The organism is Telluria sp. LT2P34, from assembly GCF_059685915.1.
Genome location: NZ_JCASIN010000001.1, coordinates 959,074 through 982,949, shown reverse-complemented (window position 1 = coordinate 982,949; position 23,876 = coordinate 959,074). Strand labels below are relative to the sequence as shown.

Genomic DNA, 23,876 nt, shown 5'->3' with positions numbered 1-23,876 from the left:
ACCGTTCCCGTATGGCAAACTCGTGTTCTCCGCCAACTTTGCCTCTCAACATGAACGTGTCCCGTCCCGCTACCCGCACCATCCTTGCGCTCTCCCTTGCGCTCATCGGTACCCAGGCGGCCGCCGCCGATCCATATTTCCGTTTCCCCGCCGTGCGCGGCGACACGATCGTGTTCACGGCCGAGGGCGACCTCTGGCGGACCTCGACCGCCGGCGGCAAGGCCACGCGCCTGACCACCCATCCTTCAGCGGAAACCCATGCCGCGATCTCGCACGACGGCAAGTTCGTCGCCTTTGCCGCTTCCTATGAAGGCGCGCAGGAAGCCTATGTGATGCCGATCGAAGGCGGCCTGCCGCGGCGCATCACCTTCGAAAACGGCGGCGTCACCGTGCTGGGCTGGACGGCGCAGGGCGAGGTGCTGGTCAGTACCGAAAATTCTGTGGGGCCCGCCAAGCACCGCATCGTCGCCGCGCTCGATCCGCGCGATCCAATGAAGCTGGCGCGCCGCGTGCTGCCGCTGGCCGATGCGAACGATGCCGTGCTCGACGATAGCGGGCGGGTCGTGTATTTCACGCGCATGGGCTTGTCGATGACCAACGACAACGTCAAGTCCTACCGCGGTGGCGCCCATGCCCAGTTGTGGCGTTTCGACCTCGGCTCGAAAAGCGAAGCCCAGCCGGTCTTCAAGGGCGACAGCGCGAATAACCGGCGCGCCATGTGGTGGCAGGGCCGCCTGTATTTCATCAGCGACGCCGGCGGCGCCGACAATCTCTGGAGCGCGAACCCGGACGGCAGCGAACGCCGCCAGCTTACCCAGCACAAGGAGTGGGACGTGCGCACCGCCTCGCTCGGCGACGGACGCATCGCCTACCAGCTGGGCGCCGACCTGCGCGTGTTCGACATTGCCGGCGCCAGCGACACGCGCCTCTCCGCCAGCCTGGTGTCGGACTTCGACCAGCAACGCGTACGCCGCGTGAAGTCGCCATTGGAGGCGTTGACCTCGATCGAGGTGGCCAACAAGCTTGAACGCATCGTGCTGACCGCGCGCGGACGCGTCACCGTCGCCGGCACCGGCAACGGCCGCCGCGTCGAAATCGCCGTGCCCGAGGGCTCCCGCGCGCGCGGCGCCGTGTTCAGCCATGACGACAAGTGGGTCTACGCTTTTGTCGACACCAGCGGCGAGAACGAAATCTGGCGCTATGCCGCCGATGGTTCCGGCCACGGCGAGCGCTTGAGCACGGACGGCGCGAGCCACCGCTGGAACCTGTACCCCTCGCCGGACGGCAAGTGGCTGGCCCACACCGACAAGAAGGGCCGCACCTGGCTGCTCGACCTGGGCGCCAGGACCAATGTCATCATCGACGACGCCGGCCTGGTGGGCATCGACCGCTCCGACCAGGTGGTCTGGTCGCCCGACAGCCGCAACCTGGCCTTCGTGCGTGCTGGCAGCCGCGAGCGGCGCGACCAGATCGGCATGTTCAACCTCGCCACCCGCGTGGTGAACTTCGTCACGACCGACCGCTACGAGGCCAGCTCCCCCGTGTTTTCGCCGGACGGGAAGTGGCTGTATTTCCTGTCCGCGCGCCATTTCAATGTCGGCAACGTCTCGGTCTGGGGCGACCGCAACATGGGGCCGGTGTTCGACAAGCGCGTCGGCGTGTATGCGCTGGCGCTGCAATCAGGCGAGCGCTTTCCCTTCAAACCCGAGGACGAGCTGACCCGCCCGGAAGAAAAAACGCCGGAAGCGGCGGCCAGGGCGGCGGTCAAGCCGGCCACGCCGGACGAGCCGGATGCGGCCAGGGGCGCCGCGGTCGCGGCGGCCACCGCCGCCGCCGCTGCGACCGCCGCTGCTACTGCCGCAAGCCCTGAAAAGCCGAAACAGCCGACCCCCCCGGTCGCCTACAGCGGCCTGCGCGAGCGCCTGTACGAAGTGCCGGTCGCTCCCGGCAATTACCGCGCGCTGGCCGTCGACGACAAGCGCCTCTACCTGCTGGAGGCCGACGACGACGGCGCCAAGGGCACCCTGAAAACCCTGGCCGTCTCCCGCAGCAGCCCGCAGCTCGAAACCTTCGTCGGCAACGTGCGCGAATTCGGGCTCTCGCTCGATCGCAAGCGCGTCTTCTACCGCACCTTCGCCAGGGGCGCGCCGGGCGACATGCTGATCGTCGACGCCGGCGCCAAGGCGCCAGCCGACCTGTCGAAGTCGAAGGTCAAGATCGACGACTGGGCGGTGAGCTCGAACCCGCGCATGGAATGGAAGCAGATGTTCAACGATGCCTGGCGCATGCACCGCGATTTCCTGTATGACGCCAACATGCGCGGCATCGACTGGAACGCCGCGCGCACCCGCTACGCGCCGCTGGTCGAGCGCGTGACCGACCGTGCGGAACTCGACGACGTGCTGGGCATGATGGTCGGCGAGGTCGGGGCGCTGCACTCGCAGATTCGTCCGGGCGACGTGCGCCGGGCCGCCGCCGAAGGCGTGCCCGCCAGCCTCGGCGCGGTGCTCAGCCGCACCGCCGACGGCTACCGGGTCGACCGCGTCTACAAGAGCGAACCGGAGCTGCCGCTCGAGGCCGGCCCGCTGTCCGCGCCCGACGTCAACGTCAGGGAAGGCGACATCATCACGGCCGTCAACGGCAAGTCGCTGAAGGAAGCGCGCGACATCGCCGACCTGCTGCTCGACACCGCCGGCAAACAGGTGCTGCTGCACGTGAAGGCCGCCGGGCGGGATGCGAAGCCGCGCGCGGTGATCGTCACCCCGGCCACGATGGCGACCCACGCCAGCCTGCGCTACGCGGACTGGGAGCAGGGCAGGGCCCAGCAGGTCGACAGCGCCTCGAAAGGCAGGATCGGCTACCTGCACCTGCGCGCGATGGTGGCGCGCGACATCAACGCCTTTGCCCGCGACTTCTACGCCAACATCAACAAGGAAGGCCTGGTGATCGACGTGCGCCGGAATAACGGCGGCAACATCGACAGCTGGATCATCGAAAAGCTGCTGCGCCGTTCCTGGGCCTTCTGGGCGTCGAACGGCAAGCAGCCCTATCCGAACATGCAGAACACCTTCCGCGGCCACCTGGTGGTGCTGATGGACGAGCTGACCTATTCGGACGGCGAGACCTTCGCCGCCGGCGTCAAGGCACTGAAACTCGGCCCGCTGGTGGGCAAGCGCACGGCCGGCGCCGGCGTCTGGCTGAGCGACGGCAACGGCCTGGCCGACAATGGCATGGCGCGCGTCGCCGAGAACGGCCAGTTTTCGGAAGACGGCGAGTGGCTGATCGAAGGCGTCGGCGTGGCGCCCGATGTCGAGGTCGACAACCTGCCGCACGAAACCTTCAACGGGCGCGACCGCCAGCTGGAGGTCGCGCTCGAGCTGCTCGAGAAGAAGCTCAAGGAGCAGCCGGTGAAGCAGTGGAAGCCGGCGGATATTCCGGCCATCAAGCGGCAGTAAGCCGCGGGTGTGCGGGCGATGACGGGGTGGGCAGAGCCCACCCTGCAAAACCCCGCACTACACCATCGCCAGCGCCCTCCGCAAATCCTCCCGCTGATCCTCCAGATGCTCGATCCCCACCGACAGCCGGATCAGGGTATCGCTGATCCCCAGCTCGGCCCGTTGCGCCGGCGGAATCGTCGCATGCGTCATCAGGGCCGGATGTTCGATCAGGCTCTCCACCCCGCCCAGGCTTTCGGCCAGCGTGAACACCCTGCACGCCTCGAGGAAGCGGCGCGCGCCGTCAAGGTTCGTGTCCAGCTCGATCGAGACGATGCCGCCGAAACCGCTCATCTGGCGCCGCGCCAGCGCATGCTGCGGATGCGATTCCAGCCCGGGATAAAACACCTTGCCCACCTTCGGCTCGCGCTCGAGCCATGCGGCCAGCGCCAGCGCATTGGCATTGCTGCGCTCGACGCGCAGGGCCAGGGTCTTGATCCCGCGCAGCACCAGGAAGCTGTCGAAAGGCCCCTGGATCGCACCGACGGCGTTCTGGATGAAACAGAGTCCGTCGGCCAGTTCCGCGTGATGCGTGGCGCTACCGACCACCGCCACGCCGCCGATCACGTCCGAATGGCCATTCATGTATTTCGTGGTCGAGTGCACGACGATGTCGATCCCCAGTTCCAGCGGGCGCTGGTTGATCGGGCTGGCGAAGGTGTTGTCGCAGACGGTAAGGATGCCGCGCTCGCGGCACAGGCGCGCGATCGCCGCCAGGTCGGCCAGTTTCAGCATCGGGTTGGTCGGGGTTTCGACCCAGACCATCCTGGTGTCGGCGCGCAGGGCGGCGGCCAGCGCTTCCGGATCGGCCAGGTTCACGTAGGTGAAATGGTGGCCGGCGCTGCGGCGGCGCACGCGCTCGAACAGGCGGTAGGTGCCGCCGTACATGTCGTCGCCGGCCACGATGTGCGAGCCGGCCGGCAGCAGTTCCAGCACCGCCGAAATGGCGGCCAGGCCGGACGCAAAGGCAAAGGCCGCGCTGCCGCTCTCGATGTCGGCCACGCAGCGCTCCAGCGCCCAGCGCGTCGGATTGTGCGAGCGGCCATAGTCGAGGCCCTTGTGCACGCCCGGGCTTTGCTGGGCATAGGTGGAGGTGGCGAAAATCGGCGGCATGACGGCGCCGGTGCCGGGTTCGGGCGACTGGCCGCCGTGGATGACACGGGTGGCGATGTGCTGCTTCGGATCGAGTGGGTTCACGATAGCGTCCTGCGCAGGTGGTTGAGGAGGTCGAAGCGGGTGATCAGGCCATAGAAACGGTCCTCGTCGAGGATCACGGCGGTCAGGCCGCGGTCGAGGATGGCGCGCAGGTCCTGCATGCTGGCCGAGGGCCGCAGGGTTTGCAGCTGCGCCGTCATGGTGTCGGCTACCTGCGACGCGAAATGCTGCGCATCGCTGGTCACATGCAGCAGCAGGTCGGACTCGTCGATGATGCCGACCAGGCGGCCCCGGTCGACCACGGGCAGCTGCGCCAGGTCGCTGCTGCGCATGCGGTTGAAGGCAGTTAGCAGGGTGTCGGTGGGCGCCACCGTCACCACTTCGCCGGCGTCGAAGCGGCGCCCGACCAGGTCGCGCAGGTCGCCCATTTTCGGGCGCTGCAATAAACCCTGGTCGACCATCCAGCCGTCGCTGTAGACCTTGGTGAGGTAGCGCGTGCCGGTGTCGCACACGAAAGTGACGACGCGCTTCGGGCTGGTCTGCGCCCGGCAGTATTTGAGCGCCGCGGCCAGCAGGGTGCCGGTCGACGAGCCGCCAAGGATGCCTTCCTGCTGGAGCAGGGCGCGCGCCGTATGAAAACTTTCCTCGTCGCTGATGGTGTAGGCGCTGCGCACGCGCGACAGGTCGGCGATGCCGGGGATGAAGTCTTCGCCGATGCCTTCCACCGCCCATGAGCCGGCATCGGGCGCCAGGCGCCCGGTGTTGACATACTCGGCCAGGATCGAGCCTTTTGGATCGGCCAGCACGAATTCCAGGCCCGGCTGGACCCGCCCGAAATAATTCGACAGGCCGGTGAGGGTGCCGGACGAGCCGACCCCGACCACGATCACATCGAGTTCGTGGCCCGTCTGCTCCCAGAGCTCGGGACCGGTCGTGGTTTCGTGGGCGCGCGGATTGGCGGGGTTGTTGAACTGGTCGGCGAACCAGGCGCCGGGAATTTCGCGCGCAAGGCGGGCGGCGTAGTCCTGGTAATACTCCGGATGGCCCTTGCCGACGTCCGAGCGGGTCAGGTGGATCTCGGCGCCCAGGGCTTTCAGGTGCAGGATCTTTTCAGCCGCCATCTTGTCGGGCACCACCAGCACCACCCGGTAGCCCTTGATGCGGGCGACGAGCGCCAGGCCCAGGCCGGTATTGCCGGCGGTCGCCTCGACCACGACGCCGCCGGGCTGCAGGCTGCCATCGTGCTCGGCTTGCTCGATCATGGCGCGGCCGATGCGGTCCTTGATCGAGCCGCCGGGATTTTGCGACTCCAGCTTCAAGAACAACTGGCAGGGACCGGTGTCCATGCGCGTGACCTGCACCAATGGGGTGTTGCCGATCAGGGAGAAGATTGCTGCCTGGAACGCTTGCTGCGGATTGCCTTGCATAGTGCCTCCAAAGGCGCCTGGCCATGTTAAAAGCGCATGGTAAAGCCGATCCCGGACGCGATGTTTGCACTGGCGCGAACCCTGTCCACCTGCCAGCATAGCATCGACGAACTTGCCTTAATAATAAGAAATTCACATACTCATATGCGATTTATCAGGCGTGCTTCTGGATGGCCCGGTAGAGTGTGCGCGGCTTGAATACTTGTTAACGGAATGGCATTCAAATGTTAGACTAGAGCAATCATCCTGCCCTGACCCTATTCTCCAGACCATGACCACTCAACGCATCCTCTCCCTCGCCATGACCGGCGCTTTGTTGCTGTTGGCTAGCTGCGGCGGCCACGATGGCGTGGACCTCGGTCCTTTCGCGGCGATCACCGCGACCGAAGGCGATGCACCCGTCAAGCTGACCGCGCCGACCTCGAAAAGTCCGGCTGCCTTCTTTTACACCAGCAGCGATCCGAGCGTCGGCCGGATCGAAGGCGACACCATCGTCATCGGCAAGGCCGGCATCAGCACCATCACCGCGCAGCAGGGCGAGAAGGGCAGTTACTACCCGACCTCGACCAGTACCACCCTGACCGTGGCGAAGCGCCCGTGCGAAGGCTCGGCCGTGCTCGAAGGCGGGGTCTGCGTGACACCGCCGTCCACCGCCTCCTATGTCACCACCGGAAACCTGTCGTGGATGCCGACCTGGTTCGGCAGGACCTGGGCGCAAGCCGATGCCTACTGCAAGGGAACGACAATCAACGGCAGCACCGGCTGGCGGCTGCCGACCCGGTTCGAGCTGACGACGCTGGCGGCATCGGGCGCGCTTGCCGATAAGGCCTGGGTCATGCTCGACACCTGGACTGCCGACGCCGGCGCCGCCGCGGCGCAGCACCTGACGGTCAACCTGTCCACGCGAGCGAGCATGTCGATGGCGGACGACAGCAAGGCCTACGTCAGCTGCGTGCGCGGCATCTAGATCTCAGCTTCCCGAACGCAGCCGCCGCCACAAGGTCGTGCGGCTGATGCCGAGGTGGCGCGCGGCGGCGTCGCGCTGGCCGCCAAAACGCGCCAGCACCGAGGCGGCGCTTTCCGCCGGCGCCGCGGGAGATAAGAGCGGGGCCGCGGCCTCGGGTCCAGCGGCACTCTCCACCCGTCCCAGTTCCGGCGCCAGCGCCAGCAGAAAGCTCGGCGTGAGCGCCTGCAGCGGCTCGTCGGCGAGGAACAGGGCGAGACGCTCCATCAGGTTGCGCAGTTCGCGCACATTGCCCGGCCAGCGGTAGCGCTCCAGCAGCGGTGCGCAGGCCATCAGCTCCGCGTGCAGGTTCGGATGCGGCCGGGCGCCGAGCCCGGCCAGCGCACCCTTGAGCGACCATTCCGCCAGCGGCGCAATGTCCCCGGCGCGCGCGCGCAGCGGCGGCACGGCCAGGCGCAGCACCGCCAGGCGATAGAACAGGTCGGGGCGGAAGCGGCCCTCGCGCATGCGCGCTTCCAGGTCGCAGTGGGTGGCGCTGATCACGCGCACCGCGATCGGCACCGGGCGCGTACCGCCCACGCGCATGACTTCGCGTTCTTCCAGCACGCGCAGCAGGCGAGTCTGCAAGGCCAGCGGCATTTCGCCGATCTCGTCGAGGAACAGCGTGCCGCCGTCGGCCGCTTCGAACAGTCCCGCGTGGCCGCCACGGCGGGCGCCCGTAAACGCCCCTTCCTCGTGGCCGAAGAGTTCGGATTCGAGCAGCGACTCGGCGATCGCGCCGCAGTTCACCGCCACGAAGGGCCGGTTGGCGCCCAGGCTGCGCGGGCCCTCGCGGTGGATCGCCTGGGCCACCAGTTCCTTGCCGCTGCCGGTTTCTCCTTCGATCAGGACGGTCGCCGGCGAGCGCGCATACAGCACCGTCGTCTGGCGCAGGCGCTCGATGGCGTCCGACTCGCCGCGCAGGTCGTTCAGGCCGCGCCGCGCGGGCCGCGCTGCCTGCAAGCCGCGTCCACTACCTGCCGAACCGCGCCGGATGCGGCTTGCTTCCAGCTGGGTCAGGCGCGCCACTTCCAGCGCATCGTCGAAGGCCTGGCGGATCGACGCCGCCGAGTACAGGAACACGCTGCCGATGCCGGCTTCCTCGGCCAGGTCCGTGATCAGCCCGGCGCCGACGATGACCTCGATGCCGCCGGCCTTCATCTCCTTGATCGCCGCGCGCGCATCCTCGCGCGTGACATAGCTGCGCTGGGCGATCGTCACCCCGAAGGTGGCGGCGAACTCCGCCAGTTCCGGCAGGCTTTGCTGGTAACTGATCACGCCGACGCGCTCCGACACCTTGCGCGCACGCGCCAGCGCCTGCAGCACGTCGAAACCGCTGGCCTTGGCGATCACTACCGGCGCCGCCACGCGCCCCTTCAGGTAAGCGCCGTTCGAGCCGGCCGCGATGACCACGTCGCAAGGTTCAAGCGCCATCCGTTCGCGGATGTGACGGGCCGCTTCGTCGAAGCCGAGATCGATCGGTTCGATGGTGGCAAGGTGGTCGTATTCGAGCGTAATGTCGCGAAACAGGTCGGCCAGGCGCGAGACCGATACCGTCCAGATGACGGGTTTCTGGGCTTCCTGGGATAAAGGGGAGGGAGGTGGGCGCATCGCCTCATTCTAGCGCACCTTGTTTCAGTCGTTTCACCTGTTTCATCTGAAACGCAACATGAAACATGGAACAGGTGTACTCTCCTGTTCGCTTGACGCCAAGTCCTTGAAGCATCAGGCTTTTCCGAAACCAGCGTCTTGCACAGCAGCTGGCACGCTCCTTGCACACAAAAGACCATTCATCACCGAACCACTCAGGAGACTCCATGACCCAATCCCCAGGCGCGCTGTTTCGCCGCGCAGTCCAGGAAGAATCGCCGCTGCAAGTCGTCGGCGCGATCAATGCCAACCACGCCCTGCTGGCCAAGCGCGCCGGCTTCAAGGCCATCTACCTGTCGGGCGGCGGTGTCGCCGCCGGCTCGCTCGGCCTGCCCGACCTCGGCATCTCCAACCTGGACGACGTGCTGACCGACGTGCGCCGCATTACCGACGTCTGCGACCTGCCGCTGCTGGTCGACGTCGATACCGGCTTCGGTTCCTCGGCCTTCAACGTCGCGCGCACGGTGAAATCGATGATCAAGTTCGGCGCCGCCGCGATCCACATCGAAGACCAGGTCGGCGCCAAGCGCTGCGGCCACCGCCCGGGCAAGGAAATCGTCTCGAAACAGGAAATGGTCGACCGCATCAAGGCCGCCGTCGACGCCCGCACCGACGACAACTTCGTGATCATGGCGCGCACCGATGCGCTGGCCGTGGAAGGCATCGACGCCGCCATCGAGCGCGCCGTGGCCTGCGTCGAAGCCGGCGCCGACATGGTGTTCCCGGAAGCGATGACCGACCTGGCCATGTATTCGCGCTTCTCCAAAGCGGTGGGCGTGCCGATCCTGGCCAACATCACCGAATTCGGCGCGACCCCGCTGTTCACGGTCGAGGAACTGAAAACCGCCGACGTCGGCCTGGTGCTGTATCCGCTGTCGGCCTTCCGCGCCATGAACAAGGCTGCCGAAAACGTCTATACCGCGATCCGCCGCGACGGCGGCCAGCAGGCCGTGATCGACACCATGCAGACCCGCGCCGAACTCTACGACCGCATCAACTACCACGACTTCGAGCAGCACCTCGACGCCCTGTTTGCGGCACAGAAAAAATAATCAACCGAATTGGAGACCGACATGACCGAACAAGCCCCAGCATTCAAGCCAAAAAAATCCGTCGCCCTGTCCGGCGTCACCGCCGGTAACACGGCACTGTGCTCCGTCGGCAAGACCGGCAACGACCTGCACTACCGCGGCTACGACATCCTCGACCTGGCCACCACCTGCGAATTCGAAGAGATCGCCTACCTGCTGGTGCACGGCAAGCTGCCCAGCTTCGCGGAACTGAAGGGCTACAAGGCCAAGCTCAGGATGCTGCGCGGCCTGCCGCATTCCGTCAAGCTGGCGCTCGAAGCGCTGCCGGCGGCCAGCCATCCGATGGACGTGATGCGCACCGGCGTCTCGGCGCTGGGCTGCGCCATGCCGGAAAAGGACGACCACAATGTTCCCGGCGCGCGCGACATCGCCGACCGCCTGATGGCGTCCTTCGGCTCGATGCTGCTGTACTGGTACCACTTCAGCCAGAACGGCAAGCGCATCGAAACCCAGACCGACGACGACTCGATCGGCGGCCACTTCCTGCACCTGCTGCACGGCCACGCCCCGAAAGAAGAGTGGGTACGGGCGATGCACACCTCGCTGATCCTCTACGCCGAACACGAATTCAACGCCTCGACCTTCACCGCGCGTGTGATCGCCGGCACCGGCTCCGACATGCACTCGGCCGTTACCGGCGCGATCGGCGCCCTGCGCGGACCGAAGCACGGCGGCGCCAATGAAGTCGCGCTCGACATCCAGAAGCGCTACGAAAACGCCGACGAAGCCGAAGCGGACATCCGCAATCGCGTGGCGAACAAGGAAGTCGTGATCGGCTTCGGCCATCCGGTGTATACAATTTCCGATCCGCGCAACGTGGTCATCAAGGAGGTGGCGCGTTCGCTGTCCGAGAACGCCGGCTCGATGAAGATGTTCGATATCGCCGAGCGCCTCGAATCGGTGATGTGGGAAGTGAAAAAGATGTTCCCGAACCTGGACTGGTTCTCGGCCGTGTCCTACCACATGATGGGCGTGCCGACCGCCATGTTCACGCCGCTGTTCGTCATCTCGCGCACGTCGGGCTGGGCCGCGCACGTCATCGAGCAGCGCATCGACAACAAGATCATCCGCCCGAGCGCGAACTACGTCGGTCCCGAAGACCTGGCGTTCGTGCCGATCGCCGATCGCACTTGAAGAAGCCTGACATGAACAACCAATACCGCAAACCCCTGCAGGGCACGACCCTGCACTACTTCGACACGCGCGCAGCGGTCGACAGTATCGCGCCGGGCGCCTACGACAAGCTGCCCTACACCTCGCGCGTGCTGGCCGAGAACCTGGTGCGCCGCTGCGATCCCGTCCACCTGGTGGCCTCGCTCAAGCAGTTCATCGAGCGCAAACGCGACCTCGACTTCCCGTGGTTCCCGGCGCGCGTGGTCTGCCACGACATCCTGGGCCAGACCGCACTGGTCGACCTGGCCGGCCTGCGCGACGCCATCGCCCTGGAAGGCGGCAACCCGGCGCTGGTCAATCCTGTGGTGCCGACCCAGCTCGTGGTCGACCATTCGCTGGCGGTGGAATGCGGCGGCTTCGATCCGGACGCCTTTGCCAAGAACCGCGCCATCGAGGACCGCCGCAACGAAGACCGCTTCCACTTCATCGAGTGGACCAAGAAGGCCTTCCAGAACGTCGACGTGATCCCGCCGGGGAACGGCATCCTGCACCAGATTAATCTCGAGCGCATGAGCCCCGTGGTCCAGGTCAAGGACGGCGTCGCCTTCCCGGACACACTGGTGGGTACCGATTCGCACACGCCGATGGTCGATGCGCTGGGCGTGATCGCCATCGGCGTCGGCGGCCTGGAGGCGGAAAGCGTGATGCTGGGCCGCGCTTCCTGGATGCGCCTGCCGGACATCATTGGCGTCGAGCTGAGCGGCACGCCCCAGCCGGGCATCACCGCCACCGACGTGGTGCTGGCGCTGACCGAATTCCTGCGCGCCTCGAAAGTCGTTTCGAGCTGGCTCGAGTTCTATGGCGAGGGTGCATCGAAGCTGACCCTGGGCGACCGCGCCACGATCTCGAACATGGCGCCGGAATACGGCGCCACCGCCGCGATGTTCTACATCGACGAGCAAACCATCAAGTACCTCAAACTGACCGGCCGCGAAGACGAGCAGGTGGCGCTGGTCGAGACCTACGCCAAGGAAGCGGGCCTGTGGGCCGACAGCCTGGTCAACGCCGAGTACGAGCGCACGCTGCACTTCGACCTGTCCAGCGTGGTGCGCAACATCGCCGGTCCGTCGAATCCGCACAAGCGCGTGCCGACCTCGGAACTGGCCGCGCGCGGCATCTCGGGCGTCGTCGAAAACGAACCCGGCCGCATGCCGGACGGCGCCGTGATCATCGCGGCCATCACCAGCTGCACCAATACCAGCAACCCGCGCAACATGATCGCCGCCGGCCTGATCGCGCGCAACGCCAACCGGCTCGGGCTGCTGCGCAAGCCCTGGGTCAAGAGTTCGCTCGCGCCGGGCTCGAAAGCCGTTTCGCTCTACCTGGAAGAAGCGGGCCTGATGCCGGAACTCGAAGCCCTCGGCTTCGGCGTGGTGGCCTTTGCCTGCACCACCTGCAACGGCATGAGCGGTGCGCTCGACCCGGCGATCCAGCAGGAGATCATCGAGCGCGACCTGTACGCGACCGCCGTCCTGTCGGGCAACCGCAACTTCGACGGCCGCATCCACCCGTATGCGAAACAGGCCTTTCTGGCCTCGCCGCCGCTGGTGGTCGCCTACGCGATTGCCGGCACCATCCGCTTCGACATCGAGAAGGACGTGCTGGGCGTCGACACCTACGGCAACGACGTCAGGCTGGCCGACATCTGGCCGGCGGACGAGGAAATCGACGCGGTCTTTGCGCGCAGCGTCAAGCCCGAACAGTACCGCAAGGTCTACACGCCGATGTTCGCGCGCCAGGTCGACGATGGCGTGAGCGTGGCGCCGCTCTACGACTGGCGCTTGAATAGCACCTACATCCGCCGTCCGCCCTACTGGGAAGGCGCGCTGGCGGGCGCACGCGCCCTGACGGGCATGCGGCCGCTGGCGGTCCTGGGCGACAACATCACCACCGACCACCTGTCGCCGTCGAACGCCATCATGCTCGACTCGGCCGCCGGCGAGTACCTGCACAAAATGGGTCTGCCGGAAGAGGACTTCAACTCCTACGCCACCCACCGCGGCGACCACCTGACGGCGCAGCGCGCCACCTTCGCCAATCCGACCCTGAAGAACGAGATGGTGCGGGACAGCGCGGGCGCGGTGATCGCCGGATCCCTGGCGCGTGTGGAACCCGAGGGCCAGGTGACGCGCATGTGGGAAGCGATCGAAACCTACATGGAGCGCAAGCAGCCGCTGATCGTGATTGCCGGCGCCGACTATGGCCAGGGCTCCTCGCGCGACTGGGCGGCCAAGGGCGTGCGCCTGGCGGGCGTGGAAGCCATCGCCGCCGAGGGCTTCGAGCGCATCCACCGCACCAACCTGGTGGGCATGGGCGTACTGCCGCTGGAATTCGCACCCGGCATGAACCGCCTGACCCTGGGCATCGACGGCACCGAGACCTTCGACGTGCTGGGCGAGCGCACGCCGGGCGCGACCCTGACGCTGGTGATCAACCGCCGCGACGGCCAGCACCTCGAAGTGCCGGTGACCTGCAGGCTCGACACCGCCGAAGAAGTCTCGATCTACGAAGCCGGCGGCGTACTGCAGCGCTTCGCGCAGGACTTTTTGGCGTCCTCGCAGGAAGCAGCGTAAAGCGCTACATCCGGGAGTCCGTAGGGTGGGCGGCTTCGCCGCTCACGCGTGCAACCAGCTCATGAAAATCCACGGCGCTTGCCTTGGCTGTTCGTGCTGTTGTTGAACGCGTGAGCGGGGTACCCGCCCACCCTACAACCCCCGGCAAACATATTGGATTGAACATATGCCCCACACCCCCCAAATCAAGATCCCCGCCACCTACATGCGTGGCGGCACCAGCAAGGGCGTCTTCTTCCGCCTGCAGGACCTGCCCGCAGCCGCCCGCGTGCCGGGTCCGGCGCGCGACGCGCTGCTGCTGCGCGTGATCGGCAGCCCCGACCCTTACGGCAAGCAGATCGACGGCATGGGCGGCGCCACCTCCAGCACCAGCAAGGCCGTCATCGTCGCGCCGAGCACGCGTCCGGAACACGACGTCGATTACCTGTTCGGCCAGGTGTCGATCGACAAGCCGTTTGTCGACTGGAGCGGCAACTGCGGCAATCTGTCCTCGGCGGTCGGCTCGTTCGCAATTTCCAGTGGCCTGCTGGAACCCGAACGGGTGCCCCAGGACGGCATGGCGCTGGTGCGGATCTGGCAGGCCAACATCGGCAAGACCATCATCGCCCACGTTCCGGTAACGGGTGGCCAGGTGCAGGAGACGGGCGACTTCGAGCTCGACGGCGTGACCTTCCCGGCAGCCGAAGTGCAGCTCGAATTCATGGACCCGGCGGCGGACGAGGAGGGCGCCGGAGGCTCGATGTTCCCGACCGGGAACCTGGTCGACGCGCTTGACGTGCCTGGCCTGGGCAGCATACAGGCGACCATGATCAACGCCGGCATCCCGACCATTTTTGTGAATGCCGCCGAGATCGGTTACACCGGTACCGAGCTGCAGGAGGCGATCAACGGCGACCCGCGCGCGCTGGCGCTGTTCGAGACGATCCGCGCCCACGGCGCGCTCAAGATGGGCCTGATCAAGGAGCTGGGCGAGGCCGCCAGCCGCCAGCACACGCCGAAAGTGGCCTTTGTCGCACCGCCGCAGGACTACACCTCGTCGAGCGGCAAGCGCGTGGCGGCGACCGGGATCGACCTGCTGGTGCGCGCCATGTCGATGGGCAAGCTGCACCATGCAATGATGGGTACGGCGGCGGTCGCCATTGGCACCGCGGCGGCCGTGCCGGGCACGCTGGTGAACATCGCGGCCGGCGGCGGCACACCTGGCGCGGTGCGCTTCGGCCATCCGTCCGGCACCCTGCGCGTCGGCGCCGAGGCAAGCCAGGTGGACGGCGCGTGGAGCGTCACCAAGGCGGTGATGAGCCGCAGCGCGCGGGTGCTGATGGAAGGCTGGGTGCGGGTGCCGGACGACGCCGCCTGAGCGTCCTGCGTGCTTGAAATGAAGCCGGCAGCTGCTGATAAGGCGGCTGCCGGCTTTTTTGTACTGACAGATGTGGAGATTCCCCGCCTACTGGTTTATTATCCAGCAACATTTAGCGGCCCACGCAGGCTGCATGCAAGGGGAACCGCCGGGGATGGACAGAATTTCGAGCAAACCAGCTTTCGTGGCAGAGGCACTGGACCTGATCGCAGGGCCTTCCTGCGCCGTTGACGCGTCTGGCGTCGTGTTTGCCGCGAACGACGCGATGGGCAAGCTGGCCGGCGCCTCGCCGGTCGGCCGCTCGCTGATCGAGCTGTTCAGCGGCCGCGCTGCGCGCATCGCACTGATCGAGCTGGGCCGCGCCATGCGTGGCGAGCGCTGCTGGAATACCCGGCTGACCGTGGGCGGCGTCGACGTCGCCGTGCGGGTGTGTTCGAAACCGCTGGCGCCGGGCGCGGGCGCCCCCGGTGCGACCTTCGTCTTCACCGACCTCAGCGCCTACGAGCGCGGCCAGCAGGCGCTGCGCACCGCCATGAGCGAGCAGAAGGCGATCTTCGATAACGCCCCGGTCGGCATCGTCTTCACCAGGCCGGGCGTGCTTCAAAAGTGCAATCCGCGTTTGTCGAGCATGGTCGGCTACAGCAGCGACGAACTGGCCGAGCGCGATCCCGGCGAGATGTTCGCCACCGAAGAGGGCTACCTGGCCTTCCGCGAGGAAGCCTTTGCGGCGCTCGCGCAAGGCGCCATCTACGAAAAAGCCGAGTGCCAGTTCCGGCGCCGCGACGGTTCGCTGTTCTGGGCGCGGGTGCGCGCCAGTGCGGTGGTGCCGGGCCAGCGCGAAGCCGGCACGATCTGGATCATCGAAGACGTCAGCGAAACGCGCCACGCGCGGCGCGAACTGCAGGCGCTGATGAACAACGCCTCGCTGGCGATCATGTTCACCCGCAAGCAGCGGGTGCGGCGCTGCAACGCCGCTTTCCTCTCCATGTTCGGCTATGCCGACGGCGAGTGGCAGGGCATGCAGGTGCAGGCCCTGCACCCGGATGTCGACGCCTTCCAGCGCATCGCCGGCGAGGCCTACCCGCTGTTCGCGCGGGGCCAGACCTACCAGGCCGAGGCCGAACTGGTGCGCAAGGACGGCACCCCGATCTGGGCCCGGCTGATCGGCTACGCGGTCAATCCCGAGGAGCTGTCGGACGGCTATGTCTGGATCGTCGAGGACCGCACCCGCCAGAAGCAGGACGAGCAGGCGCTGCGCGTGGCGCTGCTGGAGAACCAGGCCATCCTCGACACCGCGGTACTTGGCATCGCCGTCGTCGAAGCGGGCCGCACGCTGCATTGCAACCGCAAGATGGAAGAGCTGTTCGGTTTCGATCCCGGCGCCTGCCTCGGCATCGGCATTCGTTCGCTGTATCCGGACGGCGCCGGCTGGCAGGCCGCGCGCCGCGAGACGGCCCGCGATTTCGCTGCAGGGCGCGTCAGCGTCGGCGAGCACCTGCTGGTGCGGCGCGACGGCCAGACCTTCTGGGGCCGGCTCTCGGGCCGGCCGTTCGACCTGCTTGACCCCGGCGGGCGCAGCCTGTGGCTGGTGGACGACGTGACGGCCCAGCGCGAGGCGGCCGAATCGGTGCGCCGCGCGCGCGACGAACTCGAGGTGCGCGTGACCGAACGCACGGCCGAACTGGCCGGCGCCAATGCGCTGCTGCAGGACGAGATTCTCGAGCGGCGCCAGGCCGAGGCGCGCGTGCACCACATGGCCTATCACGACAGCCTGACCGGCCTGCCGAACCGCGCGCTGCTGGCCGACCGCCTCGAGCGCGCGATCCTGGCGGCAGGGCGCTCGCAGGGCAAGCTGGCCATCATGTTCCTCGACCTCGACCGCTTCAAGAACATCAACGATTCGCTCGGCCACGCCACCGGCGACCACCTGCTCAAGGAAGTTGCGGGCCGCCTGTGCCGCGCGGTGCGCGCCAGCGACACCGTGGCGCGCCTGGGCGGCGACGAATTCGTGGTGCTGATACCGGGCCTGCACGCGCTCGACGAGTGCAGCGCGGTGGGCGACAAGATCATCGAGGCGCTGGCCGCGCCAGTGCCCTTCGAAGGCCATCACCTGCACATCTCGCCGTCGATCGGCATCTGCGTCTACCCCGACGACGGCCTCGATGTCGAGACCCTGATGAGGAATGCCGATGCGGCCATGTACCAGGCCAAGGCCGCCGGCCGCAACAATTACCAATTTTTTACCCAGCGCATGAACGGCGCCGCGGCGCGCCATTTCGAGCTCGAATCGAGCCTGCGCCAGGCGCTCGCGAACGGCGAGTTCGAGCCCTACTACCAGCCGATCATGGACATCGCGACGGGCCGCGTGCATGCGCTCGAAGTGCTGCTGCGCTGGCGCAAGCCGGATGGCGGCGGCGGCTCGACCCTGGTGCTGCCCGACGACTTCATTCCCGTGCTCGAAGAAAACGGCATGATCGTCCCGGTCGGCGAATGGGTGATCCGGCGCGCCTGCGAGCAGAGCGTGGCCTGGCAGCGCGAGGGCTTGCCCGGTGTGCCGCTGGCGATCAACCTGTCGGCGCGCCAGTTCATGCACAAGGCGCTGGTGGCGTCGATCCGGCGCATCGTCGAGGAAACCGGGATCGACCCGGCCCTGGTGGAGTTCGAGATCACCGAGACCGCGCTGATGCAGCACGGCGAGCAGACCCTCGACATCCTCGGCCAGATCAACCGCATGGGCATGCGCCTGTCGATCGACGACTTCGGCACCGGTTACTCCAGCCTGGCCTACCTGAAGCGCTTCCCGGTCAGGAAGATCAAGATCGACCGCACCTTCGTGCGCGAGCTGGAAGCCAGCAGCGAGGACCGCGCCATCGTCGCGGCCGTCATGGCGCTGGCCAACAGCCTGCAGCTGCAGGTCGTCGCCGAAGGGGTGGAGACCGAAGAACAGCTGGCGCTGCTGCGCGGCTTCGGCTGCCAGTATGTGCAGGGCTGGCTGTTCGCGCGCGCGCTCGACAGCGGGGCGACCGGGCAGCTGCTGCTCGAGGACCAGCAGCGCCCGTCACGCGTTGCCTGACACCGCAGGATCACTCCAGCGTTGCAATGACCGGCGTGTGGTCCGACGGCTGCTCCCACTTCCTCGGTTCGCGATCGATCACACACCCCGTGCAGCGCGGCGCCAGGGCGTTCGATAACAGGATGTGGTCGATGCGCAGGCCGCGGTTGCGGCGAAAGCCCATCATGCGGTAATCCCACCAGCTATATTGCTTGTCCGGCTGCTCGAACAGGCGGAACGCATCGACCAGCCCCAGGCCGGCCATCGCGATCATCGCCGCGCGTTCGCGCTCCGAGCAATGGATCTTGCCTTCCCATTCGACCGGATCGTGGACGTCGCGGTCTTCCGGCGCGATGTTGTAGTCGCCCAGCAGCGCAAGCCGCGGATGGGCAAGCAGTTCCTCGGCCAGCCAGCTGTGCAGGCCATCGAGCCAGGCCATCTTGTAGACATACTTGTCCGAATCGACCGTCTGGCCATTCGGGATATACGCGCAGATGACACGCAGGCCTTCAATGGTGGCGGCAATGATGCGCTGCTGCGGGTCGTCGAAATGCGGATTGTTCCTGACGACGTCCTGGATCGGATAGCGCGACAGGATGGCGACGCCGTTATAGGTTTTCTGGCCGTTGAAAACCACCTGGTAACCAGCCGCATTGATCTCGGCAAAAGGAAACTTGTCGTCGGTGAGTTTTGTTTCTTGCAGGCAGAGCACATCGACCGGATTTGTTTCCAGCCAGCGCAGCAAATGCGGCAGGCGCACTTTCAGTGAATTAACGTTCCAGGTTGCTATTTTCATGGTGAGACAGGATAAGTGAATTGCACGACGGACAGTCCGCCACGGCTGCTGCGCAGTATCGGGCTTGATGATATTTCCTGCAACTTCAGCAAAATGTGCACGAATCCCACACATGACGAACCTGTTTGCATTAATTGCAACGAGAATGCTCTATCAACAATTTAGTGGTTTAAAATATATTGCCGCTTAGGATGCAATTAATGCTGGCGGGGCTTAACACTTACGGTGTAGCATGTCACATTCTGTGGATGTTACTCAATGGTAATATCCAGTTGTATTCGGATAACGAAGGCTTTACTCGTTTTGGCAGCATTCGCCGCTTTTGCCCTGCGCACGATTGAGCGTCATCCGTGCAAAGGATTCAAGGGTGAAATGGTACTATGGTGAAATATTGCTGTTTCGATAGCGAGTATTCGTACCCACATGTAAAGGACTGAGATGCGCAGTGCATTTGAAGCATGGGCCCAGCGTGACGGCCACATTGTTCGTCGCCGTGAGGACAAACCCGAGGAATACCTGGTCTACGAAACCCAGCGCCGCTGGGTGATCTGGCAGGCAGCCCTGGCGCACGGCGCCAAATCGGCAGCCGATACGCCGTCGAAATTCGCGGCAGGCGAAGTCGCCGTCAAGGCGATCCAGCCTGACGAAGCGGCGGTGCGCAATCGCGTGCTCAACGAAGTGCTCGACGCTTTCAGCGACATGGACGACACCGCCGGCATCGAAGGCGTGCTGAAAGTGATCCAGAGCCTGAAGAAAAAGCAGAAAGCCACGGCCGACCAGGCTTGAGGATACCGGCTTGATACAGTACCGTCATTACAAAGGCGGCCTCTACGAGCTGGTCTGCGAGGCCACGCTCGAGGCCGATTTGACGCCGATGATCATCTACCGTGCCGCGGACGGATCGGTCTGGGCGCGGCCGAAGGCGGTGTTCTTCGAGCTGATCGAGGTGGATGGCGTGCTGACGCCGCGCTTCGCGCCGGTGTCGTAATTGGTTTTCGTAGTTCGTAGGGTGGGCTCCGCCCACGCGGTACGGACCGTCGTGATTCTCCGGCCCATGTTCCACCGCGCCATCCGCATACGGTGAGACCGCGTGGGCAGAGCCTGCGCGGCCCGGCCGCACCCTACGGTGTAAAAAAAGGGCCTCTTCATCAGAGGCCCTTTTCCATTTCAGCTGACCATCACACGCGATTGAGCAGGAAGGTCGTCAACAGCGGCACCGGGCGGCCGGTCGCGCCTTTTTGCGCGCCGCTCTTCCAGGCGGTGCCGGCGATGTCGAGGTGGGCCCAGGTGTAGTTGCGGGTGAAGTTCTCGAGGAAGCAGGCGGCCGTGATCGAGGCGCCGCCGGGCGTGCCGATGTTGGCGAGGTCGGCGAAGTTCGATTTCAGCTGCTCGTTGTAGATCTCGCCGATCGGCAGGCGCCAGGCGCCGTCGCCGGCCTGCTTGCCCGCTTCGAGCAGCTCGTCGGCGAGCGCATCGTGAGCGGCGTCGTGGCGGGTGAACAGGCCGCTGTTGTGGTGGCCCAGCGAGACGATGCAGGCGCCCGTCAGCGTGGCGATGTCCACCACCACGGCCGGGTTGAAGCGCTCGGCGTAGGTGAGGGCGTCGCACAGGATCAGGCGGCCTTCGGCGTCGGTATTCAGGATCTCGATGGTCAGGCCGTTCATCGCGGTGACGATGTCGCCCGGCTTGGTCGCGCGGCCCGAGGGCATGTTTTCGCAGGTGGCGACGATGCCGATCACGTTCAATTTCAAGCCCATCTCGCCGATCGCGCGGAAGGTGCCCAGCACCGAGCCGGCGCCGCCCATGTCGTACTTCATTTCGTCCATGCCGGGGCCCGGCTTGATCGAGATGCCGCCCGAGTCGAAGGTGATGCCCTTGCCGACCAGGACGGTCGGCGCGTCCTTCTTGTTGCCGCCCATGTGCTTGAGGACGATGAACTTCGGCGCTTCGTCGCTGCCCTTGGCCACGGCCAGGAAGGAACCCATCTTCAGGGCTTCGAGCTGCTTGCGCTCGAGGACTTCGACGTCGAAACCATGGTCGTCGGCGAGTTTGCGGGCGATGGTGGCGAGATAGGTCGGGGTGCAGATATTCGGCGACAGGTTGCCCAGTTCCTTGGTCAGGTTCATGCCGTTGGCGATTGCGATCGCTCGCGCCAGCGTGGCCTTGGCGGCGCCATCGGCCTGCGGCAGGGCCAGCGTGATCTTGCGCACGCCGGCCGGGGCCGGGTCCTTCTTGCTCTTTTGCGCGTCGGTGCGGAATTCGCTCTCGGTAGCGGCCAGCACCATCGCCTGCAATGCCCATTCAGGCGTGCGCTCTTTCAATTCATCCGTCGGAAATGCGATAATGGCATCCGCCGCACCCAGCGTTGCGAAGGCTTTGAGCGTCGCGCCGACCGCGGTATTGAAACTTTTCTCGCCCGCCGCTTCAATTGCGCCCATGCCGACCAGCAGCACGCGCGCCGCAGCCACACCGGCCACGCCGCGCAGCAGCAGGGTCGAACCAGCCTTGCCGGTGATGTCGCCCGACTTCAATGCCGCCGTGATTTCACCGGTTTGATCGAGGGCTTTCGCAGCCTGCGACAGTTTTTTGTTTTCGTACACCGCCACTGCCAAACAGCCGGTCTTGGCCGCGGCCAGGGTGTTTTTTGTGTCGAATGCTTTTATGCTAAAGTCCATTTGATTCTCCGTTTCATATTGTGCGTGCATTTGCTTGTGCCACTGCTCAACCTGCAATTATAACTATCGAATGATCTTCCACCGCGCCTTGCATCGTGAACTCGCCAGCGCTGCCGGGGCAACCTTCACGGTATTGTTCACGGTGACTGTCACCTGGACCCTGATTGCCATTCTCGGCAGGGCCGCGGGAGGACGCGTCGCATCCGGCGACGCCGTCGCATTGATTGCGTTTCAATCATTGAATTATCTGCCAACTGTCCTGATTCTCACCAGTTTTATTTCAGTCCTGGTCGCCATCACGCGCAGCTACCGCGATTCCGAAATGGTCGTCTGGTTTGCCTCGGGCCAGTCGCTGCTGGCCTGGATCCGTCCGGTGCTGACCTTCGGCCTGCCGCTGGTGCTGCTGGTGGGGGCGGTGTCGCTGGTGGTGGCGCCCTGGGCCAAGATGAAGAGCACGGAATTCATCCAGCGTTTCGAGAAACGCGAAGACCTGAAACGCGTGGCGCCCGGCCAGTTCCGCGAGTCTTCCTCGGCCGACCGCGTCTTCTTTGTCGAAGGCAGCACCAACGGCGCGACCGTCGTCCAGAACGTGTTCGTCAATACCGACCAGGGCAAGGACGGCAAGTCGATCGTCGTTGCGCGCGAGGGCGTGATCGAGGCCGACGGCAAGGGCGGCCAGTACCTGGTGCTCAAAAACGGCCGGCGTTACGAAGGCGTACCGGGACAGGCCGATTTCCAGTCGATGGAGTTCGAGCGGTACAGCATGCGCGTGGCAACCAACGTGCCGGTGCTCGGCGCCGACGTGCCACTCGACGCGCAATCGACACCGACGCTGCTGGCCGTAAAGAACCAGTACACGCGTTCGGAGCTGCTATCACGCATCTCGCAGCCGATTGTCTGCCTGCTGCTGATCCTGCTCGCTATCCCGCTCGGCTTCGTCAATCCGCGTGCCGGCAGCTCCGCCAACCTGATCCTCGCCCTGCTGATTTTCTTTACCTACAATAATCTGGTCAAGATGGTCGAGGCCAGCGTCAAGCAGCAGAAGATCGAGTTCGGCATGGCCTGGTGGCCACTGCACCTGATCGTCGCCCTGATCATCCTCGGCTTGTTCGCCTGGCGCCTGAACGTGAATCACCATTACCATCCGCTAGTGCTGGTCAATGCCTTGAAGCGCCGCTTGCGTGGCAAGACGGCCGGCGCGATGGCGGCGCAGACGTGATGAAAGTCCAGCAATGAAGGTACTACAGCGCTATTTTGCAATCAATATCACGCAGGCGGTCGTCTTCGTGCTGGTCGCCTTCCTCGGCCTGATCGCCTTCATGGACCTGACGCGCGAACTGCCCGAGGTCGGCAAGGGTAACTACATGTTTCATCATGCGCTGCTGTACGTGGCGCTGATGCTGCCCGGGCACGTGTATGAAGTCATGCCGGTGGCGGCGCTGATCGGTACCATCTATGCGCTCGCGCAGTTCGCGCAGACTTCCGAATTCACCATCATGCGCGCCTCGTCGATGTCGACACGGATGGTGGGCTGGATGCTGTTCAAGATCGGTATCGTGTTCGTCGTCGTCACCTTCATCTTCGGCGAGCTCATTACCCCGCGCACTGCGCCGCTGGCCGAAAAGCTGCGCCTCTCGGCGAAGGGCGCCACGCTGGCCTCGGAATTTCGTTCCGGGATGTGGACCAAGGATAACGTGCATGCCGAAGGGGCGAACGGCGTGCGCGGCCCGATCGTCGGCTCGCGCTTTTTCAATGCGCGCCAGATCCGTCCCGACGGCTCGCTGGTCGACGTGCGCCTCTACGAGTTCGACACGGCGCTGCGCATGCGCGCCCTGATCACGGCAAAAAGCGCGTCCTTCAATGGCGACGGCACCTGGCGCCTGCAGGACGTGACGGAAACGCTGTTTCGCAACAGCCGCGCGCTGCCGGCGCCGGGATTGCCGCTGCCAAGGGGCCAGGACATCCAGAGCACCTATGGCCAGGAGACCAGCGCGGTCGCCACGCGCCAGGTGGCCAGCATGAACCTGGCCTCCGAGATCACGCCCAAGATCCTGCAGGTGTCGCGCCGCGATCCCGAGCGCATGTCGGCCAATGAGCTGGCGGTGTATTCGCGCCACCTGGTCGAAAACCGCCAGGAGAGCGAGCGCTTCAAGATTGCGTTCTGGAAGAAGATTTTCGACCCGCTGGCGATTTTTGTCCTGATGGCGCTGGCGCTGCCCTTCGCCTACCTGCACACGAGAAGCGGCGGCGTCAGCCTGAAGATTTTTGTCGGCATCATGATCGGGGTCGGCTTCATCCTGATCAATTCACTGTTCTCGCACCTGGGCCTGCTCTCGACCTGGCCCGCCTTGTTCACGGCGCTGGCGCCGAGTTTGTTGTTCCTGCTGCTCGCCATCCTGGCGCTGCGCTGGGTCGAGCGACACTAATGGA

At 65.6% G+C, this 23,876-nt stretch carries 16 protein-coding genes; 11 read left to right on the top strand and 5 right to left on the bottom strand.

What is annotated here, in order from left to right:
* Nucleotides 1–50 precede the first annotated feature (50 nt).
* Nucleotides 51–3,455: a S41 family peptidase gene (locus AC56KZ_RS04375; RefSeq protein WP_497160898.1), complete on the top strand. Its 3,405-nt coding sequence runs from the start codon at nucleotides 51–53 to the stop codon at nucleotides 3,453–3,455.
* 57 nt (nucleotides 3,456–3,512) lie between these two features.
* Here AC56KZ_RS04375 and AC56KZ_RS04370 read toward each other — a convergent pair whose 3' ends face one another.
* Both AC56KZ_RS04370 and AC56KZ_RS04365 read right to left on the bottom strand, forming a co-directional pair.
* The gene (locus tag AC56KZ_RS04370; protein ID WP_497160897.1) at nucleotides 3,513–4,691 is read right to left on the bottom strand and encodes a trans-sulfuration enzyme family protein; all 1,179 of its coding nucleotides are present in this window, start codon (nucleotides 4,689–4,691) and stop codon (nucleotides 3,513–3,515) included.
* Entirely contained in the window at nucleotides 4,688–6,076 is a 1,389-nt protein-coding gene (locus AC56KZ_RS04365; protein ID WP_497160896.1) for a pyridoxal-phosphate dependent enzyme, read from the bottom strand. Before AC56KZ_RS04365 ends, AC56KZ_RS04370 begins: the two co-directional genes overlap by 4 nt.
* Before the next feature lie 271 nt (nucleotides 6,077–6,347).
* Between AC56KZ_RS04365 and AC56KZ_RS04360 the strand changes: the two genes are divergently transcribed.
* Nucleotides 6,348–7,043, top strand: coding sequence for an Lcl C-terminal domain-containing protein (locus AC56KZ_RS04360; RefSeq protein WP_497160895.1), 696 nt, complete (start codon nucleotides 6,348–6,350; stop codon nucleotides 7,041–7,043).
* 3 nt (nucleotides 7,044–7,046) lie between these two features.
* On the opposite strand, the gene prpR is transcribed toward AC56KZ_RS04360, so the two are convergent.
* Nucleotides 7,047–8,690 (bottom strand): propionate catabolism operon regulatory protein PrpR, encoded by a 1,644-nt coding sequence (prpR, locus tag AC56KZ_RS04355; RefSeq protein WP_497160894.1) that lies wholly within the window; start codon nucleotides 8,688–8,690, stop codon nucleotides 7,047–7,049.
* A 206-nt stretch (nucleotides 8,691–8,896) separates the two neighbouring features.
* On the opposite strand from prpR, the gene prpB reads away from it, so the two are divergent.
* The 5 genes from prpB (at nucleotide 8,897) to AC56KZ_RS04330 (ending at nucleotide 17,996) form a co-directional block, all read left to right on the top strand.
* Nucleotides 8,897–9,781: a methylisocitrate lyase gene (prpB, locus tag AC56KZ_RS04350; protein ID WP_497160893.1), complete on the top strand. Its 885-nt coding sequence runs from the start codon at nucleotides 8,897–8,899 to the stop codon at nucleotides 9,779–9,781.
* Nucleotides 9,782–9,802: 21 nt separating this feature from the next.
* Entirely contained in the window at nucleotides 9,803–10,954 is a 1,152-nt protein-coding gene (gene prpC, locus AC56KZ_RS04345; RefSeq protein WP_497160892.1) for a bifunctional 2-methylcitrate synthase/citrate synthase, read from the top strand.
* Nucleotides 10,955–10,965: 11 nt separating this feature from the next.
* Nucleotides 10,966–13,566 (top strand): Fe/S-dependent 2-methylisocitrate dehydratase AcnD, encoded by a 2,601-nt coding sequence (gene acnD, locus AC56KZ_RS04340; RefSeq protein WP_497160891.1) that lies wholly within the window; start codon nucleotides 10,966–10,968, stop codon nucleotides 13,564–13,566.
* 166 nt (nucleotides 13,567–13,732) lie between these two features.
* On the top strand, nucleotides 13,733–14,923 hold the full coding sequence (prpF, locus tag AC56KZ_RS04335; protein WP_497160890.1) for a 2-methylaconitate cis-trans isomerase PrpF: 1,191 nt from the start codon (nucleotides 13,733–13,735) through the stop codon (nucleotides 14,921–14,923).
* A 184-nt stretch (nucleotides 14,924–15,107) separates the two neighbouring features.
* Nucleotides 15,108–17,996, top strand: a complete 2,889-nt coding sequence (locus AC56KZ_RS04330) for an EAL domain-containing protein (RefSeq protein WP_497160889.1) — start codon at nucleotides 15,108–15,110, stop codon at nucleotides 17,994–17,996.
* Between the two features lie 10 nt (nucleotides 17,997–18,006).
* On the opposite strand, the gene xth is transcribed toward AC56KZ_RS04330, so the two are convergent.
* Nucleotides 18,007–18,771 carry an exodeoxyribonuclease III gene (xth, locus tag AC56KZ_RS04325; protein ID WP_497160888.1) on the bottom strand — a complete coding sequence of 255 codons (765 nt, stop codon included), beginning with the start codon at nucleotides 18,769–18,771 and terminating at the stop codon, nucleotides 18,007–18,009.
* Nucleotides 18,772–19,209: 438 nt separating this feature from the next.
* On the opposite strand from xth, the gene AC56KZ_RS04320 reads away from it, so the two are divergent.
* Entirely contained in the window at nucleotides 19,210–19,557 is a 348-nt protein-coding gene (locus AC56KZ_RS04320) for a phiTE_015 family protein (protein ID WP_497160887.1), read from the top strand.
* 13 nt (nucleotides 19,558–19,570) lie between these two features.
* Nucleotides 19,571–19,759 carry a DUF1653 domain-containing protein gene (locus tag AC56KZ_RS04315; RefSeq protein ID WP_497161212.1) on the top strand — a complete coding sequence of 63 codons (189 nt, stop codon included), beginning with the start codon at nucleotides 19,571–19,573 and terminating at the stop codon, nucleotides 19,757–19,759.
* Between the two features lie 190 nt (nucleotides 19,760–19,949).
* Here AC56KZ_RS04315 and AC56KZ_RS04310 read toward each other — a convergent pair whose 3' ends face one another.
* The gene (locus AC56KZ_RS04310; protein WP_497160886.1) at nucleotides 19,950–21,446 is read right to left on the bottom strand and encodes a leucyl aminopeptidase; all 1,497 of its coding nucleotides are present in this window, start codon (nucleotides 21,444–21,446) and stop codon (nucleotides 19,950–19,952) included.
* A 70-nt stretch (nucleotides 21,447–21,516) separates the two neighbouring features.
* Here AC56KZ_RS04310 and lptF point away from each other — a divergent pair, with 70 nt between their 5' ends.
* Both lptF and lptG read left to right on the top strand, forming a co-directional pair.
* A complete protein-coding gene (gene lptF / locus AC56KZ_RS04305) occupies nucleotides 21,517–22,665 on the top strand; it encodes an LPS export ABC transporter permease LptF (RefSeq protein WP_497160885.1) in 1,149 nt (382 codons plus the stop codon).
* A 13-nt stretch (nucleotides 22,666–22,678) separates the two neighbouring features.
* Complete coding sequence (lptG, locus tag AC56KZ_RS04300) at nucleotides 22,679–23,872, top strand: LPS export ABC transporter permease LptG (protein WP_497160884.1); 1,194 nt, start codon at nucleotides 22,679–22,681, stop codon at nucleotides 23,870–23,872.
* Nucleotides 23,873–23,876: the final 4 nt, after the last annotated feature.